The 14,581-nt window shown below is 60.1% G+C and carries 19 protein-coding genes; 17 read left to right on the top strand and 2 right to left on the bottom strand.

Annotation, left to right across the window (positions count from 1 at the left end):
- Positions 1–254 precede the first annotated feature (254 nt).
- Positions 255–998: a DUF2786 domain-containing protein gene (locus QP994_RS03890; protein WP_284865451.1), complete on the top strand. Its 744-nt coding sequence runs from the start codon at positions 255–257 to the stop codon at positions 996–998.
- A 7-nt stretch (positions 999–1,005) separates the two neighbouring features.
- Here the strand turns inward: QP994_RS03890 and QP994_RS03895 are convergent, their stop codons facing one another.
- Positions 1,006–2,316 (bottom strand): MFS transporter, encoded by a 1,311-nt coding sequence (locus QP994_RS03895; protein ID WP_284865452.1) that lies wholly within the window; start codon positions 2,314–2,316, stop codon positions 1,006–1,008.
- Positions 2,313–3,698 carry a family 1 glycosylhydrolase gene (locus QP994_RS03900; protein ID WP_284865453.1) on the bottom strand — a complete coding sequence of 462 codons (1,386 nt, stop codon included), beginning with the start codon at positions 3,696–3,698 and terminating at the stop codon, positions 2,313–2,315. Before QP994_RS03900 ends, QP994_RS03895 begins: the two co-directional genes overlap by 4 nt.
- Before the next feature lie 450 nt (positions 3,699–4,148).
- Here QP994_RS03900 and rpsH point away from each other — a divergent pair, with 450 nt between their 5' ends.
- The 16 genes from rpsH to rplQ all read left to right on the top strand — a co-directional run bounded on the left by rpsH (position 4,149) and on the right by rplQ (position 14,412).
- Positions 4,149–4,547: a 30S ribosomal protein S8 gene (gene rpsH / locus QP994_RS03905; RefSeq protein ID WP_284855826.1), complete on the top strand. Its 399-nt coding sequence runs from the start codon at positions 4,149–4,151 to the stop codon at positions 4,545–4,547.
- Positions 4,548–4,561: 14 nt separating this feature from the next.
- Positions 4,562–5,098 (top strand): 50S ribosomal protein L6, encoded by a 537-nt coding sequence (rplF, locus tag QP994_RS03910; protein WP_284865454.1) that lies wholly within the window; start codon positions 4,562–4,564, stop codon positions 5,096–5,098.
- A gap of 3 nt (positions 5,099–5,101) precedes the next feature.
- Entirely contained in the window at positions 5,102–5,503 is a 402-nt protein-coding gene (gene rplR, locus QP994_RS03915; RefSeq protein WP_284865455.1) for a 50S ribosomal protein L18, read from the top strand.
- A gap of 46 nt (positions 5,504–5,549) precedes the next feature.
- On the top strand, positions 5,550–6,230 hold the full coding sequence (rpsE, locus tag QP994_RS03920) for a 30S ribosomal protein S5 (protein WP_284865456.1): 681 nt from the start codon (positions 5,550–5,552) through the stop codon (positions 6,228–6,230).
- A gap of 5 nt (positions 6,231–6,235) precedes the next feature.
- Positions 6,236–6,421, top strand: a complete 186-nt coding sequence (rpmD, locus tag QP994_RS03925; RefSeq protein WP_284855823.1) for a 50S ribosomal protein L30 — start codon at positions 6,236–6,238, stop codon at positions 6,419–6,421.
- 7 nt (positions 6,422–6,428) lie between these two features.
- Complete coding sequence (gene rplO, locus QP994_RS03930; RefSeq protein WP_284855822.1) at positions 6,429–6,899, top strand: 50S ribosomal protein L15; 471 nt, start codon at positions 6,429–6,431, stop codon at positions 6,897–6,899.
- Positions 6,900–7,130: 231 nt separating this feature from the next.
- Positions 7,131–8,459, top strand: coding sequence for a preprotein translocase subunit SecY (gene secY, locus QP994_RS03935; protein ID WP_284855821.1), 1,329 nt, complete (start codon positions 7,131–7,133; stop codon positions 8,457–8,459).
- The gene (locus QP994_RS03940) at positions 8,459–9,004 is read left to right on the top strand and encodes an adenylate kinase (protein WP_284865457.1); all 546 of its coding nucleotides are present in this window, start codon (positions 8,459–8,461) and stop codon (positions 9,002–9,004) included. The genes secY and QP994_RS03940 overlap by 1 nt, the downstream gene beginning before the upstream one ends.
- 69 nt (positions 9,005–9,073) lie before the next feature.
- A complete protein-coding gene (gene map, locus QP994_RS03945) occupies positions 9,074–9,871 on the top strand; it encodes a type I methionyl aminopeptidase (protein WP_284855819.1) in 798 nt (265 codons plus the stop codon).
- Between the two features lie 44 nt (positions 9,872–9,915).
- On the top strand, positions 9,916–10,680 hold the full coding sequence (locus tag QP994_RS03950; protein WP_284865458.1) for a L,D-transpeptidase: 765 nt from the start codon (positions 9,916–9,918) through the stop codon (positions 10,678–10,680).
- Positions 10,681–10,881: 201 nt separating this feature from the next.
- Positions 10,882–11,100: a translation initiation factor IF-1 gene (gene infA / locus QP994_RS03955; RefSeq protein ID WP_034664224.1), complete on the top strand. Its 219-nt coding sequence runs from the start codon at positions 10,882–10,884 to the stop codon at positions 11,098–11,100.
- 181 nt (positions 11,101–11,281) lie between these two features.
- Positions 11,282–11,650, top strand: a complete 369-nt coding sequence (rpsM, locus tag QP994_RS03960; protein WP_034664222.1) for a 30S ribosomal protein S13 — start codon at positions 11,282–11,284, stop codon at positions 11,648–11,650.
- Between the two features lie 3 nt (positions 11,651–11,653).
- Positions 11,654–12,058 (top strand): 30S ribosomal protein S11, encoded by a 405-nt coding sequence (gene rpsK / locus QP994_RS03965; protein ID WP_034664220.1) that lies wholly within the window; start codon positions 11,654–11,656, stop codon positions 12,056–12,058.
- Between the two features lie 30 nt (positions 12,059–12,088).
- Entirely contained in the window at positions 12,089–12,694 is a 606-nt protein-coding gene (gene rpsD / locus QP994_RS03970) for a 30S ribosomal protein S4 (RefSeq protein WP_284855817.1), read from the top strand.
- A 109-nt stretch (positions 12,695–12,803) separates the two neighbouring features.
- A complete protein-coding gene (locus QP994_RS03975; RefSeq protein WP_034664216.1) occupies positions 12,804–13,817 on the top strand; it encodes a DNA-directed RNA polymerase subunit alpha in 1,014 nt (337 codons plus the stop codon).
- Between the two features lie 52 nt (positions 13,818–13,869).
- Complete coding sequence (gene rplQ, locus QP994_RS03980) at positions 13,870–14,412, top strand: 50S ribosomal protein L17 (protein ID WP_284865459.1); 543 nt, start codon at positions 13,870–13,872, stop codon at positions 14,410–14,412.
- Positions 14,413–14,581 lie beyond the last annotated feature (169 nt).

Below are 14,581 nucleotides of genomic sequence, written 5' to 3' on the forward strand. Positions count from 1 at the left end.
GAGATCTGTCCTTTCAAGTGTGGCTTTGGTTGAGGTCGAATGCGGTCGCGCCACTGGTATTGCCCGTAACGGCCTTGCTTTCGACGGTAGTCCAGTTGCGCAGATCGTGCTTAGCAAAAGTTTCTGAGCTGCACATTCGAATAGTTATCCACAGGCTGCAACGCGCAACAGGAAGGGCGTGTCGCAGCGGGGCGATAGACATGGGTTTGTACCTTCCAACAACACAACAAAACACAACAAAAAAGGGGGAAATCATGGGTACAGGAACAATCGGCACTTACGGCAACATCGACAAAATCAAAGAGCGCGTACAGAAATTACTCAACCAAGCCGCTGATCAGGAGGGCACTGCGGAAGGTGCCGCCTTTTACCGCAAAGCCTTTGACTTAATGGCCACGTACGGTTTTGAGGAGCGTGATCTGGATAGCCCCGGTGCGGACGATGAGGTGATTACGCGCGAGTTCCGCTTCGCTGGCTCTTACACTGACATGCAGTCGCAGTTACTCAGTTACCTCGTTGCCGCACTTCACTGCGTGGCATTTAGACACGGCAAGCGTAACTCCACCAAGGTGGAATCAACCATGGTCTTCGGTGTGCGCAGACATGTTGAGCGCGTGGAATTACTCTTCGCCATCCTCAACCCCCAGATGGCCGCGGGTGCGCGCCGGGTTAAAGGGGATCGCCTGCGCGGGGTGTCCACGGTGGTGGCGCGCCGTTCGTACATGCACGGGTTTGCCGTCACCATCTATGAGCGCCTGAGCGCTGCCGAAACCAATGTCGCCTCTGGGCAAGAAAGATATGCGCTCGCGCTTATCGACGATGTAGGGAAGGCCGAATCCGCTCGCGACGAATTCATCCGTGCGCAGGGGATGTACCTGGTGTCGTCGAAAACTAAACGGCGCACAGATGCGACCTCGTACTGGCAAGGAATGAGCGATGGGGAGCAGAGCGATCTCGGTCAGACGCGCGTAAGAGCCCGGCCGGCGCTGCCGTGTTAGGCGGCGTCTAACGGGAGGAACGAATGGTCAGGGCCAGTCCGGCACCAGTGATGCAGGCTACGGCGCACGCCTGGTACAGCCCTGGGTAGTCGCCGAGGTACTTCAAACCTGCGGCGGCGAATCCGCCGGCGACCATATTCGCGGTGCCTTGAGCCAAGGTCATGATGGACACGTCCCGGGCGCGGTTGATCTTTGAGGGGAGAGACTCATTGATCATGGCTTGTTCCACGGCTGAGAACATGCCCCACGCAACACCAAGGAACACCGCGGCGACAACCACGAAGGCGACGGCGTCCACGAAGGTCATGATCACGGTGGCTGCTGCCATGGTTAGTGCGGCCAGGATGAGGAAGATGCGGCGTCGCTCTAGCTTGTCCGACAAGGTGCCGGACACTGCGGCGGTGACCATTGTGACTACGGCGAACACAACGGTGAGGATGAGTACCCAGGTATCCGGATCATCGACACCGATGTAGTCACGCAAGTAGTAGAGGAGGTAGAACAGCGCGGTGTACTGGGTGGCGTGCATGACAAAGCGTGCCAGGAACACAGTCCAGTAGTTGCGGTAGGCCGACAGTGGGAGCTTTTCTGCCTCACTATCGCCACCGAGGACGATGGCGCCGAACTCTGCTTGTTCATCCACGGTGGATTGGTTCACCACTGGGTCTATCGCGCCACGGCCGAAACCAAGCTGGATGACTAAGCCCAACGCCAGGCCCGCAATGATGATGTAAGCCCAGTTCAGTGGGAGGAGGCTCGCAATCGCGGTGCCACCCACGAGCCCAAGGACGTACGTGACACCGAGGACGCCGGAGATCGCCCCGAAGCGTTTCTGAGGGACAACGTCGGCGGTGATGGTGAACAGGTTGTTCGTCATAAACGCGACGAAGCATTGGATGAGACACCACAGCACTACGAGTGACCAGTAAGGAGGTGTGAAGGACAGTGCCAACATGCCCAGCGATGCCAGCGGGAGCGCCAGCATGATCCACGGGAAGCGCTTACCCCAGCGCCGTGCCCACGCCGAATGGTTGGACAGGTGTGAGCGGTCAGCGATCAACCCCACCAGCAGACTCGTGATCACGGCGGTGGCGCCACCGCACATCATGAGCAGCGCCAGAGCATTCTCGTAGCTCTCCGGCCGCACCGCGATCATCTGGTTGGCCAGTAGGAGCTGCGATGGCCCGGCCCAGACGAGGCAGGTGCCAAAGTAAGCCAGCGCGAACTTCCAGAAGAACGCGCGCGGGTGACGCTCCGCGATCGTCGTGCCGGCGGATGTGTCAGCCGGTGCTGGGCTGAGGTGCTGTGCGTGCGTCACTTCAGGCCCCTGCCGGGTGTGCTGATGCGGGCATTCTTCGCGGTGGGTTCGCGGTACTGCTCATCGATGGCGGTGGTCAGTGCGCCAGCGCGGTTGATATCGCGCAACATGTAGGCCGCAGGTTTGGGGTGGCGGCCAAGCTCATTATCGAGCGCCACCACACCGAAGTGTTGTGCCATGCCCTCAGACCACTCCCAATTGTCCACGAAGCACCAGTGGTAGTAGCGCTGGACCGGGACCGCCTCCTGCGGGGTACCGTCGGGAGCGGGCATGCCCGCATTGAGGCGGGCGAGCTCCTCCAGGTGGTCGTAGACAAAGCCGCACCGGAAGGACTCGGTGTTGTCAGCGGTGCCGTTCTCTGTGATCCAGATGGGCAGGCCGTATTCCTTGGCTAGTGGGGCGGAAACTTCCACGATGCCGCGTGGGTAGATCTCCCACCCGAGGTCATTGGTGGGACGGCCAGGGAAGGTGGCGTCATTAAAACCTTTGACAGCGGTGCGGGAGTAGTAGTTAATCGCAATCGCATCCGCGTAGTAGGTTTTAGAGCCCGCACCGTTGCCAAAGCCGCGGGGCAGGGACTCTGGCCGGCCGAGGACGGGATCGAATTTCCCGCGGTAGAAGGCCTTTTCCATAGCGCCTTGGAAGAGGTATTCCACCAGCGGTGTCAGCGCGCGGTGGATCGGGTTGGCGGGGTTCATCGGGTCGAAGACGCGCTTGTGGTGGGCGAAGGTGACCTTGATCTCCCGGTCGGGGGAATCCAGGCGGGCGTGGATGTGCTCGTAGGCAAGTAGGTGGGCCGCAGCCATGTTCTGCAGGACCTTACGCACGGGTAGGTAGCCGCCTTTGCCGGGAGGTTGGGAGCCGAAGAGGAAAGCTTCGGAGGCGTAGACGTTGGGTTCGTTGATGGTGATCCAGTCGTCGATGAAGTCCCCGAGGTGGTCGAGCACAACGTCCACGAAACCGAGAAACGCTGGGACGATCTCCGGGTTTGTCCACCCGCCGCGGTGCTCTAGCCACAGGGGTTGGCCGAAGTGATGCAGGGTCACCAGCGGTTCGATGCCCTTGGCCTTCAAGTCGCGGTACTCCTCGGCGTAGCGCTCCAGCGCGGCGGTGTCGTACTGGCCGGGTGCTGGTTCGATGCGGGACCACTCCACACCCACGCGGGCAATGGGGAACTCCAGTTCCGCCATGAGTTGGTTATCCTCCCGCCATTTCAGCCAGTGGCCCGTGGTCGGTTCAAGCGTTGTGCCGTCGGCGATGTTGCCGCCATCGGCCCATTCTGACCAGTTGCTGGGGCAGGGAGAGCCCTCAATCTGCAGACCAGCAGACGCGGTGCCGATGCGCATTCCGTTCAAGGGGATATCGGTGATGTTTTTGGACATGAAAGAAACCCTAAAGGTCATCGAGGAGTCCATGTTGCGGTTTGCGCATCTTTGCTTATCGACGTCCCCCCCGCCACCTATTTTTTGGGGGCAAAGCAGTGGGGCTGTGGGGCGTCGTAAAGCGATTTGTGCTTGAACTGCGCTGACCTGTAGGGTTGACCGACGGACCTGCGCGCATGGCACGTAGTGTGCATTTCGTGCGCGTCAGAGCCGTAAGAACGTAAGAATCCAACTTTGTTGCAGGCCCCCCGCCTCAATGCGGACCGTATGGAGGGTGGCGGCGAGCACCTGGCGCTACTAAGCGCTGGGGAGCGCCCCAACTGCTCGTGAACACGCTGTGTGCGAGCAAAAGTAGCCCCCGACACATCACACGGAAAACGCAGTCAGTCGCTACGTGCGGCGGACATATGGGTGGAGAGGAACCGCAACGAGAAAGGTAAACGGTCAACTATGACCATGACAGATCCCATTGCGGACATGCTGTCTCGCGTGCGCAACGCAAACAACGCGCACCACGAGTCCGTGTCCATGCCCTCCTCGAAGTTGAAGGTCAACATCGCGGAGATCCTCAAGCAGGAGGGCTACATCGCTGACTACAAGGTTGAGGACGCAAAGGTGGGCAAGACCCTCTCCCTCGACCTGAAGTACGGCCCGTCCCGTCAGTCTTCCATCGCTGGTCTGCGCCGCGTGTCCAAGCCGGGCCTGCGTGTGTACGCCAAGTCGACTGACCTGCCGCAGGTTCTCGGCGGCCTGGGTGTGGCAATCATTTCCACGTCCCAGGGTCTGCTCACGGACCGCCAGGCCCAAGAGAAGGGTGTAGGTGGGGAAGTCCTCGCCTACGTCTGGTAAGGGAGGAGTAGTACATGTCTCGCGTAGGAAACGCACCCATCGCTATCCCCAACGGTGTAGAGACCAAGATCGACGGCCAGCACGTTGAGGTGAAGGGCCCGAAGGGCACCCTCTCCGTCGACGTTCCGGCACCGATCTCCGCTGTCGTTGAGGACAACCAGATTGTGGTCTCCCGTCCGGATGACCACCGTGACAACCGCTCCCTGCACGGTCTGACCCGCTCTCTCATCAACAACTGCGTTGTTGGTGTGACCGAGGGTTACAAGATCAACATGGAGATCTTCGGTGTTGGTTACCGTGTTCAGCTCAAGGGCAAGGACCTCGAGTTCTCCCTCGGCTACTCCCACCCGATCCTCATTGAGGCTCCGGAGGGCGTCACGTTCGCCGTTGACGGCAACACGAAGCTGTCCATCGAAGGCATCAACAAGCAGCAGGTTGGCCAGATCGCTGCGAACATCCGCCGCCTCCGCAAGGATGACCCGTACAAGGGTAAGGGCATCCGTTACGCGGGCGAGCAGGTTCGCCGCAAGGTCGGAAAGACGGGTAAGTAAACAATGAGCACTGAAGCAAAGCAGAAGCGCACCCCGGTCGGCCGGGACATTGCCACCCGCCGCCGCGAAGCACGCGTCCGCCGCCACAACCGCATCCGCAAGACGCTGCGTGGCACCCCGGAGACCCCGCGTCTCGTTGTCCACCGCAGCTCCCGCCACGTGCACGTGCAGGTCATCGATGACCTGGCAGGCCACACCCTGGTCTCTGCTTCCTCCATGGAAGATGCCGTGCGCAGCCTCGAGGGCGACAAGAAGGCCAAGGCAGCCAAGGTTGGTGAGCTCATCGCTGAGCGCGCCAAGGCTGCCGGCATCGAAGAGATCGTCTTCGACCGCGGCGGATACAAGTACCACGGCCGCGTCGCCGCTCTGGCTGACGCCGCACGTGAAGGTGGTCTGAAGTTCTAATGACCATCGCAGCTAAGTACGTAAACATCAACGGAAGGATCGCGTAATGGCCGAGCGTGAACGGCGTGACGGCGGAGCATCCGCCGAAGACCAGAACAACAACAGCACCGAGCAGCGCGGTGGCCGCAACGACCGCGGTGGCCGCAACGACCGTAATGAGCGTGGTGGCCGCGGCCGCCGCGACGACCGCCGTGGCGGTGCACAGGACGAGCGCGATAAGTACATCGAGCGCGTCGTCACCATCAACCGTGTTGCCAAGACCGTCAAGGGCGGTCGCAACATGTCCTTCACCGCACTCGTTGTGGTTGGCGACGGCCAGGGCATGGTCGGCGTCGGCTACGGCAAGGCAAAGGAAGTCCCGGCCGCAATTCAGAAGGGTGCAGAGGAAGCTCGTAAGAACTTCTTCCGCGTCCCAATGATCGGTGGCACCATCCCTCACCCGGTTCAGGGCGAAGCTGCAGCGGGCATTGTTATGCTCCGCCCGGCTGCTCCTGGTACCGGTGTGATCGCCGGTGGCGCAGTCCGTCCGGTGCTTGAGTGCGCTGGTGTCCAGGACATCCTGGCCAAGTCCCTCGGTTCCGACAACGCCCTCAACGTGGTTCAGGCCACCGTTGCTGGCTTGAAGGAGCTCGTCCGCCCGGAGGAAGTTGCCGCTCGTCGTGGCAAGTCCGTCGAGGAAGTTGCACCGGCCCGTATGCTGCGCGCACGCGCAGGACAGGAGGCATAAGCACAATGGCTCTGAAGATTACGCTGCACCACGGGAAGGTCGGCCAGAAGCCGGTCACCCGCAAGAACCTGGAGGCTCTGGGCCTGCGCAAGATCGGCCAGTCCGTGATCAAGCAGGACAACGACGCAACGCGCGGCCAGATCCTCAAGGTGGCCCACTTGGTCACCGTCGAAGAAGTAGCAGGGGAGTAGATAAACCATGGCTGAAGTAATCAAGCTCCATGATCTGCGCCCGGCTGAGGGCGCTAACAAGGCCAAGACCCGCGTCGGCCGCGGTGAGGCTTCCAAGGGTAAGACCGCTGGCCGCGGTACGAAGGGCACCAAGGCTCGTAAGCAGGTTTCCGCTGCTTTCGAGGGTGGCCAGATGCCGCTGCACATGCGTCTGCCGAAGCTCAAGGGCTTCAAGAACCCGAACAAGATCGTCTACCAGGTGGTCAACGTTTCCGACCTGGCAAAGGCGTTCCCGAAGGGTGGCACCGTCGCCGTTGCAGACCTCGTCGCTGCTGGTCTTGTGCGCAAGAACCAGCCGGTGAAGGTCCTGGGCGACGGCGAGATCAGCGTCAAGCTGGATGTCACCGCCGAGAAGTTCTCCAAGTCTGCGGTGGAGAAGATCACCGCTGCTGGTGGTTCCACCACGGAGGCAACTGTGAAGGCTGGCGAGGAGAAGTAGTTTCTCACTCCTAGTTTTCTCCCCGCATGAGAGGGCATCTGCTCATCTCATGCGGGGATTTTTGCGTTCAAACGCAAGCTTGCTTTTCGACGCCCACCGGGATGCACCCTTACCTGCCACCGGAATCAGTGTTTTTGACGCACACCTGCTAGGGTAGACAAGTCAATTACGTTATCTACTGTCCGCTATCGCCGTGGGGCTTAAGTCTCACGGGATAAGCCAGGAGGCCACGTGTCCACCATTGTCCAGGCGTTCAAGGATGTTGATCTTCGCAAGAAGATCTTGATCACGCTAGCCCTGATCATCCTCTACCGCATTGGCGCGCAAATCCCGACGCCGGGAGTTGATTACGGCATTATCGCCGAGCGTCTCCGCGCCCTCGCTGCCGGTGATCAAGGCAACATCTTCTCGGTGATCAGCCTGTTCTCCGGCGGTGCGCTACTGCAGTTGTCGGTGTTTGCTATCGGCATCATGCCGTACATCACCGCATCCATTATCACGCAGCTGCTCACCGTGGTGATTCCGCGGTTTGAGGAGCTGAAGAAGGAAGGCCAGGCTGGCCAGGCCAAGATGATGCAGTATACGCGCTACCTCACGGTGGCGCTTGCTCTGCTGCAGTCCGCGGGCATCGTGGCTCTGGCGGACCGTGAGCAGCTGCTCGGCCAAGGTGTGCCCGTCCTGGTTGAGGACCGTACGGTGTGGACACTGGCCATGATGGTCATTGTGATGACCTCCGGTGCCGTTCTGATCATGTGGCTCGGTGAGATCATCACGGAGAAGGGCGTGGGCAATGGTATGTCCCTGCTTATCTTCGCCGGTATTGCTACCCGCCTACCTACCGATGGTGCGAACATTCTCCGCCAGTCCGGTCCATTGATCTTCGCAGTGGTGGTCGCTGCCGTGATCTTCCTTGTCGTGGGCATCGTGTTCATCGAGCAGGGGCAGCGCCGCATCCCAGTCCAATACGCCAAGCGTATGGTTGGTCGCCGCCAGTACGGTGGTACCTCTACCTACCTGCCGCTGAAGGTGAACCAGGCAGGCGTGATCCCGGTGATCTTCGCGTCCTCCCTCATGTACGTTCCGGTTCTGATCACTCAGATTGTGAACTCCAATAAGCCGACCCCTCCGGATAACTGGTGGATGTCCACCGTCATGGCGTGGCTGCAGAACCCGGCTTCCTGGCAGTACATTTTGACCTACTTCGCGCTGATCATCTTCTTCTCTTACTTCTACGTGTCCATTCAGTACGACCCGTACGAGCAAGCAGACAACATGAAGAAGTACGGCGGCTTCATCCCCGGTATTCGTCCGGGCCGTCCGACTGCGCAGTACCTCGCGTTTGTGATGAACCGTTTGCTGTTCGTCGGTGCAATCTACCTCGGCCTGATTGCCATCCTGCCGAACATCGCCCTTGATATGGGCCTTGGTGGTGCCGGCGGTGGCGGCATGTCCGCGTTCGGTGGTACGGCTATTCTGATTATGGTGTCCGTGGCCCTGACCACGGTGAAGCAAATTGAATCCCAACTCCTGCAATCCAACTACGAAGGACTGTTGAAATAATGCGACTTGTACTCCTCGGCCCTCCCGGTGCCGGTAAGGGCACCCAGGCAGCGATCATTTCGGAGAAGCTCGGTATCCCGCACATCTCCACCGGTGACCTGTTCCGCGCCAATATTGGTGAGGGAACCCCGCTGGGTGTAGAGGCGAAGGAGTACATCGACGCCGGCAAACTCGTTCCCACCTCGGTGACTGCTCGCATGGTGGAGGAGCGCCTGGCTGAAGCCGATGCCCAGAATGGTTGGCTTCTGGACGGCTTCCCGCGCACCGTTGAGCAGGCTGAGATCCTAAAGAAGCTGCTGAACTCCCAAGAGCAGAAGCTCGATGGTGTGATCAACTTCCAGGTCGACGAGGACACGGTGGTGGGCCGCATGCTGGCCCGTGGTCGCGCGGATGACAATGAGGACACCATTCGCACCCGCCTGCAGGTCTACCGTGATGAGACTGCTCCGCTGATTGACCACTACGGCGACGCCCTGATCAACATTGATGCTGACGGTGACGTTGAGCAGGTTAACGCCCGCACGATGGAGAAACTGGGTAAGTAACTTGCCGAAGAGATGAGCGCTGGCCACAATTAGGCCAGCGCTTCTCTTTTTGAAGGAAGGGACCACACAATGCTGTTCGGACGTAAGAAGACTATCGCTGCGAAGACACCGGGCGAGCTCGATGCCATGGAAGCCGCCGGCCGGATCGTCGGTCACGCCCTCACGGCCGTACGCGAAGCTGCCGCCCCAGGTGTGACCACCCAGGAGTTGGATGCGATTGCCGAACAAGTGATCCGTGACCACGGTGCGATTCCAACGTTCAAGGGCTACCAGGGTTTCCCCGGTTCTGTCTGTGCCTCAGTCAATGAGGTTGTTGTTCACGGTATTCCCTCCGCCGATACGGTGCTCAAGGAAGGCGATCTTGTCTCCATCGACTGTGGTGCGACCCTAGACGGTTGGGTTGGGGATTCGGCGTGGAGTTTTGGGGTGGGGGAGGTGGCGGAGGACGTCGATAAGCTCAATCGCGCAACACGCGCTGTGCTTCTTGGCGGGCTCCAGGCGATGATCCCGGGCAATAGGCTTACCGACGTCTCCCATGCCCTCGAACGCGCCACCCGCGAAGCCGAAGTGACCTTTGGTGTGAAGCTGGGCATTCTGGCGGGCTACGGTGGCCACGGCATTGGTCGGACCATGCACCAAGATCCTTACTTGGAAAACGAGGGCCGCCCAGGCCGCGGACCACACATTCAAGCTGGTTCTGTGCTCGCCATTGAGCCGATGCTCATTCTGGGCGGGGAAACTGATTCTTACGTGCTGGAAGACGACTGGACTGTGGTCACAGCAGACGGCTCGCCCGCAGCCCACTGGGAACACACCGTCGCCGCAACAGACGACGGTCCGCGCATTCTCACCCCGCGCAGCGCATAACGCGCCGTTCCTGTATTTGGCGCTTTGACAGTTATACTTTCCGCATGCACGAAAATAACCTGCTCCTGAAGAAAGCGCGCCGATTCGGCTCCCTCGTCGCTGTGGCCGGCCTGGCCATCGGCCTCCTTGCCACACCCGTGACAGCCGAGGCACAGTCCCTTTCCTCGAACGTGAGCAGCTCCAGCCCGTTCCTCCAGCAGGCGGAGCGTAGCCTCCAGGCTGCCTCGATGACCATGAACAACAACGCACGCAACGCCGTGTGGGATGTGCGTAACGCGCTGCGCGCGCAGGCTACCGCACTGGCAGGCGGCAACAAGGCGCAGGAGCAGCAGTTCCACGCCGACATTGACCGCCTCGTTGAGGGCATAGCTCCCGGTCTGATTGCTGAGCGCACTCCACGCCCGGCGCCTGCACCGGCTCCAGCGCCCGCACCGGCTCCAGCGCCCGCACCGAACCAGCCAGCTGGCTGCGCTCCGTCCGCCCGAGCTTGCGTGGATATTGTCAACCAGCGCACCTGGCTCCAGGACAACGGCAAGATCACCTACGGGCCAGTCCGCATGGCCTCCGGCAAGCCGGGGCAGGACACCCCGAAGGGCTTCCACCACGTCAACCGCAAGGTGCGCGATGAGATTTCCTACGAATTCGACAACGCCCCCATGCCGTTTGCTACCTACTTCACGTACAACGGCATCGCGTTCCACCAAGGTGATCCGTCGATCAAGTCTGCTGGCTGCATCCGCATGTACAGGGGTGATGCTCAGCACTACTTCAACACTCTGCGCATCGGTGACCAGGTTCACGTGTTCTAGTTTCCGCTAGGTGTGAGGGCCCGTCGGGCGACCAACAATGCAGGTCGTCCACGGGCCTTTGGTTTTGCTTTACCGCAGGTAGATGGCTATAGTTGTCAAACGGTGTGTAGCTTTGTGCTGCATGCTCCAAGCAGTTGACTCAAATACGTTAGGTACCAGCGGTTTCACCGCATCAAACATGGTGCCGGGAAAGCGGAGTGTATGGCTAAAGAAGGCGCAATCGAGGTTGAGGGCCGCATTGTCGAGCCCTTGAAGAACGCAATGTTCCGTGTCGAGCTGGACAACGGGCACGAAGTTCTCGCTCACATCAGTGGCAAGATGCGCCAGCACTACATCCGCATTCTCCCTGAAGACCGGGTTGTCGTGGAGCTTTCCCCATACGACCTGGAACGCGGACGTATCGTCTACCGCTACAAGTAAACCTTTAAGCCTCCTTATTCACGGCATACCCCAAGGTGGGTGTGTCTTCTCACCTCCGGCTGCGGTGGCTGGAGCCGCGTGAATCACGACCCAATAGTCCGGTATGGTCCGGACACAAGCGTCGCGTGGCGCGGACGAGTAGGGAGAAAACCACCGAAACAACCTGAAAGGTACGTACCACATGGCACGTCTTGCTGGTGTTGACCTGCCGCGCAACAAGCGCATGGAGGTCGCACTTACCTACATTTACGGAATCGGCCCAGCCCGTTCCAAGGAATTGTTGGAGAAGACTGGTATTTCTCCCGACCTGCGCACTGACAACCTGACCGATGATCAGGTTGCTGCTCTTCGTGATGTCATCGAGAGCTCCTGGAAGGTAGAGGGTGACCTCCGCCGCGAAGTTCAGGCTGACATCCGTCGCAAGATCGAAATTGGCTCTTACCAGGGCCTGCGCCACCGTCGCGGTCTTCCCGTCCGCGGCCAGCGCACCAAGACCAATGCGCGCACCCGTAAGGGACCGAAGAAGACCATCGCAGGAAAGAAGAAGTAATTCATGGCTCCTAAGACTCGTTCCGGCGCGCGTCGCACTGGTCGCCGCGTCGTTAAGAAGAACGTGGCCAACGGCCACGCGTACATCAAGTCCACCTTCAACAACACCATCGTGACCATCACGGACCCGAGCGGTGCTGTTATCTCCTGGGCATCCTCCGGCCACGTCGGCTTCAAGGGTTCCCGTAAGTCCACTCCGTTCGCTGCGCAGATGGCTGCTGAGAACGCTGCCCGCAAGGCAATGGACCACGGCATGAAGAAGGTTGACATCTTTGTCAAGGGTCCGGGCTCCGGCCGCGAGACCGCAATCCGTTCCATCCAGGCCGCCGGCCTGGAGGTGTCCTCGATCTCCGACGTGACGCCGCAGCCGTTCAACGGTTGCCGTCCGCCGAAGCGTCGTCGCGTTTAACTAGGCAGAAAGGAATAGAGGTAACACATCATGGCTCGTTATACAGGCCCTGCTACCCGTAAATCCCGTCGCCTCCGCGTCGACCTCGTCGGCGGCGACATGTCCTTCGAGCGTCGCCCGTACCCTCCGGGGCAGGCTGGCCGCGCTCGCATCAAGGAATCTGAGTACCTGCTCCAGCTGCAGGAGAAGCAGAAAGCTCGCTTCACCTACGGCGTGATGGAGAAGCAGTTCCGCCGCTACTACGAGGAGGCTAACCGCCTCCCGGGTAAGACCGGTGACAACCTGCTGATTCTTCTGGAGTCCCGTCTGGACAACGTTGTGTACCGCGCTGGTCTGGCACGCACCCGCCGCCAGGCACGCCAGCTGGTGTCCCACGGTCACTTCACCGTGAACGGCAAGAAGACCAACGTGCCTTCTTACCGCGTGACCCAGTACGACATCATCGATGTCCGCGAGAAGTCCCGCAACATGCTGTGGTTCGAAGAGGCCCAGGACAACCTGGTCGATGCTGTCGTTCCGGCGTGGCTGCAGGTCGTTCCTGAGACCCTGCGCATCCTCGTGCACCAGCTGCCCGAGCGCGCTCAGATCGACGTTCCGCTGCAGGAGCAGCTCATCGTCGAGCTTTACTCGAAGTAAAACAACAGGATTCGCTACCCGGCGCATCCATCCACTTTCCCGTTCTGGCGGTGTTTGCCGTAAGAACCTACCGGCGTCATATAGCGGTCGCCGATAAAGGAGAAGTTCAATGCTCATCTCACAGCGTCCTCAACTGTCCGAGGAGTACATCGATACCAACCGTTCGAAGTTCGTCATCGAGCCTCTCGAGCCTGGTTTCGGCTACACCCTGGGCAACTCGCTTCGTCGTACTCTGCTGTCGTCTATCCCGGGCGCAGCGGTGACATCCATCAAAATCGACGGTGTGCTCCACGAGTTCACCACGATCAATGGTGTGAAGGAAAACGTTTCCGAGATCATCCTCAACGTCAAGGACCTGGTTCTGTCCTCCGAATCTGACGAGCCGGTGGTCATGTACCTGTCCAAGGAAGGCCCGGCTGACGTCACCGCCGCAGACATTGATCTGCCGGCAGATGTCACCGTGCACAACCCGGATCTGCACATCGCGTCTCTGAATGAGAACGCGCGGCTGGAGATGGAACTCGTCGTTGAGCGTGGCCGTGGCTACGTTCCGGCAATGCCCAACTCCGGTGGCGAGATCGGCCGTATCCCAGTCGACCAGATCTACTCGCCGGTGCTGAAGGTTTCCTACAAGGTTGAGGCAACGCGTGTTGAGCAGCGCACCGACTTTGACAAGCTGATCATCGATGTGGAGACCAAGAACTCCATGACCGCCCGCGACGCTCTCGCGTCCGCTGGCTCCACCCTGGTTGAACTGTTCGGCCTCGCACGCGAGCTGAACACCGCCGCCGAGGGCATTGAGATCGGCCCGTCCCCGCAGGAGACGGAGTTCATCGCGGCCTACAACATGCCGATTGAGGACCTGAACTTCTCTGTGCGCTCCTACAACTGCCTGAAGCGCCAGGAAATCCACACCGTCGGCGAACTCGCTGAGTGCTCCGAGTCTGATCTGCTGGACATCCGTAACTTCGGTCAGAAGTCCATCAATGAGGTCAAGATCAAGCTGGCATCCCTGGGGCTCACCCTCAAGGACGCACCGGAAGACTTTGATCCCACGCAGATTGAAGGCTACGACGCTGAGACCGGCGACTTTGTCGACGGCGGACTGGATGACGCCGAGTAAAGCACTGAGCACACACTCGAGCACACACTTATAAACCACACGAGGAGTAACAATGCCTACCCCGAAGAAGGGCCCGCGTCTCGGCGGCTCGGCTGGGCACCAGAAGCACATTCTGTCCAACCTGGCTAGCCAACTGTTCGCAAACGGCTCCATCAACACCACCAACGCTAAGGCGAAGGTTCTGCGCCCGTATGCAGAGAAGCTGATCACCAAGGCGAAGTCCGGCACGGTCAACGACCGTCGTGCAGTGGCTGCTGAGATCCCGAACAAGGATGTCGTTGCATACCTGTTCAACGAGCTTGCACCGCTGTTTGAGAACCGCGATGGCGGCTACACCCGCATCATCAAGCTGGAAAACCGCAAGGGTGACAACGCCCCGATGGCCAACATCTCCCTCGTTCTCGAGGAGACCGTGACCGCCGAGGCAACCCGCGCTACCCGCGCTGCCGCATCCAAGGAGAAGGCCGCAGAGGCTGAAGCCGAGGCTGAAGAGGCTGAGGCTGAAGAGGCTGAGGCTGAAGAGGCTGAGGAGGCTGCGTCCGAGGAGAAGGTCGAGGAGACCCCGGCTGAGGACAAGGCTGAGGACGAGGAGTAAAGCTCCCGCACCTGTCAGCGCCCAGCACCCGTTCCCTTTCATGGGGGAGCGGGTGCTTTTGTGTGCCGGAGTTCCTGGGTTTCTGGGTTGGTTAGTCGCGTATGGTTTCCTAATCACATAAGCCACATAGCCACCACGTGACCTGCGGGTTTATCAGGCGATTTCAAAC

The sequence above is a fragment of the Corynebacterium sp. MSK044 genome (assembly GCF_030232825.1).
Lineage (GTDB): Bacteria > Actinomycetota > Actinomycetes > Mycobacteriales > Mycobacteriaceae > Corynebacterium.

Coding starts and splice junctions, on each gene's coding strand:
- QP994_RS03975 (WP_034664216.1), top strand. CDS start 12,804: ATGCTCATCTCACAGCGTCCTCAACTGTCCGAGGAGTACATCGATACC.
- rplQ (WP_284865459.1), top strand. CDS start 13,870: ATGCCTACCCCGAAGAAGGGCCCGCGTCTCGGCGGCTCGGCTGGGCAC.
- QP994_RS03950 (WP_284865458.1), top strand. CDS start 9,916: ATGCACGAAAATAACCTGCTCCTGAAGAAAGCGCGCCGATTCGGCTCC.
- rpsE (WP_284865456.1), top strand. CDS start 5,550: ATGGCCGAGCGTGAACGGCGTGACGGCGGAGCATCCGCCGAAGACCAG.
- rpsM (WP_034664222.1), top strand. CDS start 11,282: ATGGCACGTCTTGCTGGTGTTGACCTGCCGCGCAACAAGCGCATGGAG.
- QP994_RS03890 (WP_284865451.1), top strand. CDS start 255: ATGGGTACAGGAACAATCGGCACTTACGGCAACATCGACAAAATCAAA.
- rplR (WP_284865455.1), top strand. CDS start 5,102: ATGAGCACTGAAGCAAAGCAGAAGCGCACCCCGGTCGGCCGGGACATT.
- QP994_RS03940 (WP_284865457.1), top strand. CDS start 8,459: ATGCGACTTGTACTCCTCGGCCCTCCCGGTGCCGGTAAGGGCACCCAG.
- rpsD (WP_284855817.1), top strand. CDS start 12,089: ATGGCTCGTTATACAGGCCCTGCTACCCGTAAATCCCGTCGCCTCCGC.
- map (WP_284855819.1), top strand. CDS start 9,074: ATGCTGTTCGGACGTAAGAAGACTATCGCTGCGAAGACACCGGGCGAG.
- rpsK (WP_034664220.1), top strand. CDS start 11,654: ATGGCTCCTAAGACTCGTTCCGGCGCGCGTCGCACTGGTCGCCGCGTC.
- rpsH (WP_284855826.1), top strand. CDS start 4,149: ATGACCATGACAGATCCCATTGCGGACATGCTGTCTCGCGTGCGCAAC.
- QP994_RS03900 (WP_284865453.1), bottom strand. CDS start 3,698: ATGTCCAAAAACATCACCGATATCCCCTTGAACGGAATGCGCATCGGC.
- rpmD (WP_284855823.1), top strand. CDS start 6,236: ATGGCTCTGAAGATTACGCTGCACCACGGGAAGGTCGGCCAGAAGCCG.
- rplF (WP_284865454.1), top strand. CDS start 4,562: ATGTCTCGCGTAGGAAACGCACCCATCGCTATCCCCAACGGTGTAGAG.
- rplO (WP_284855822.1), top strand. CDS start 6,429: ATGGCTGAAGTAATCAAGCTCCATGATCTGCGCCCGGCTGAGGGCGCT.
- infA (WP_034664224.1), top strand. CDS start 10,882: ATGGCTAAAGAAGGCGCAATCGAGGTTGAGGGCCGCATTGTCGAGCCC.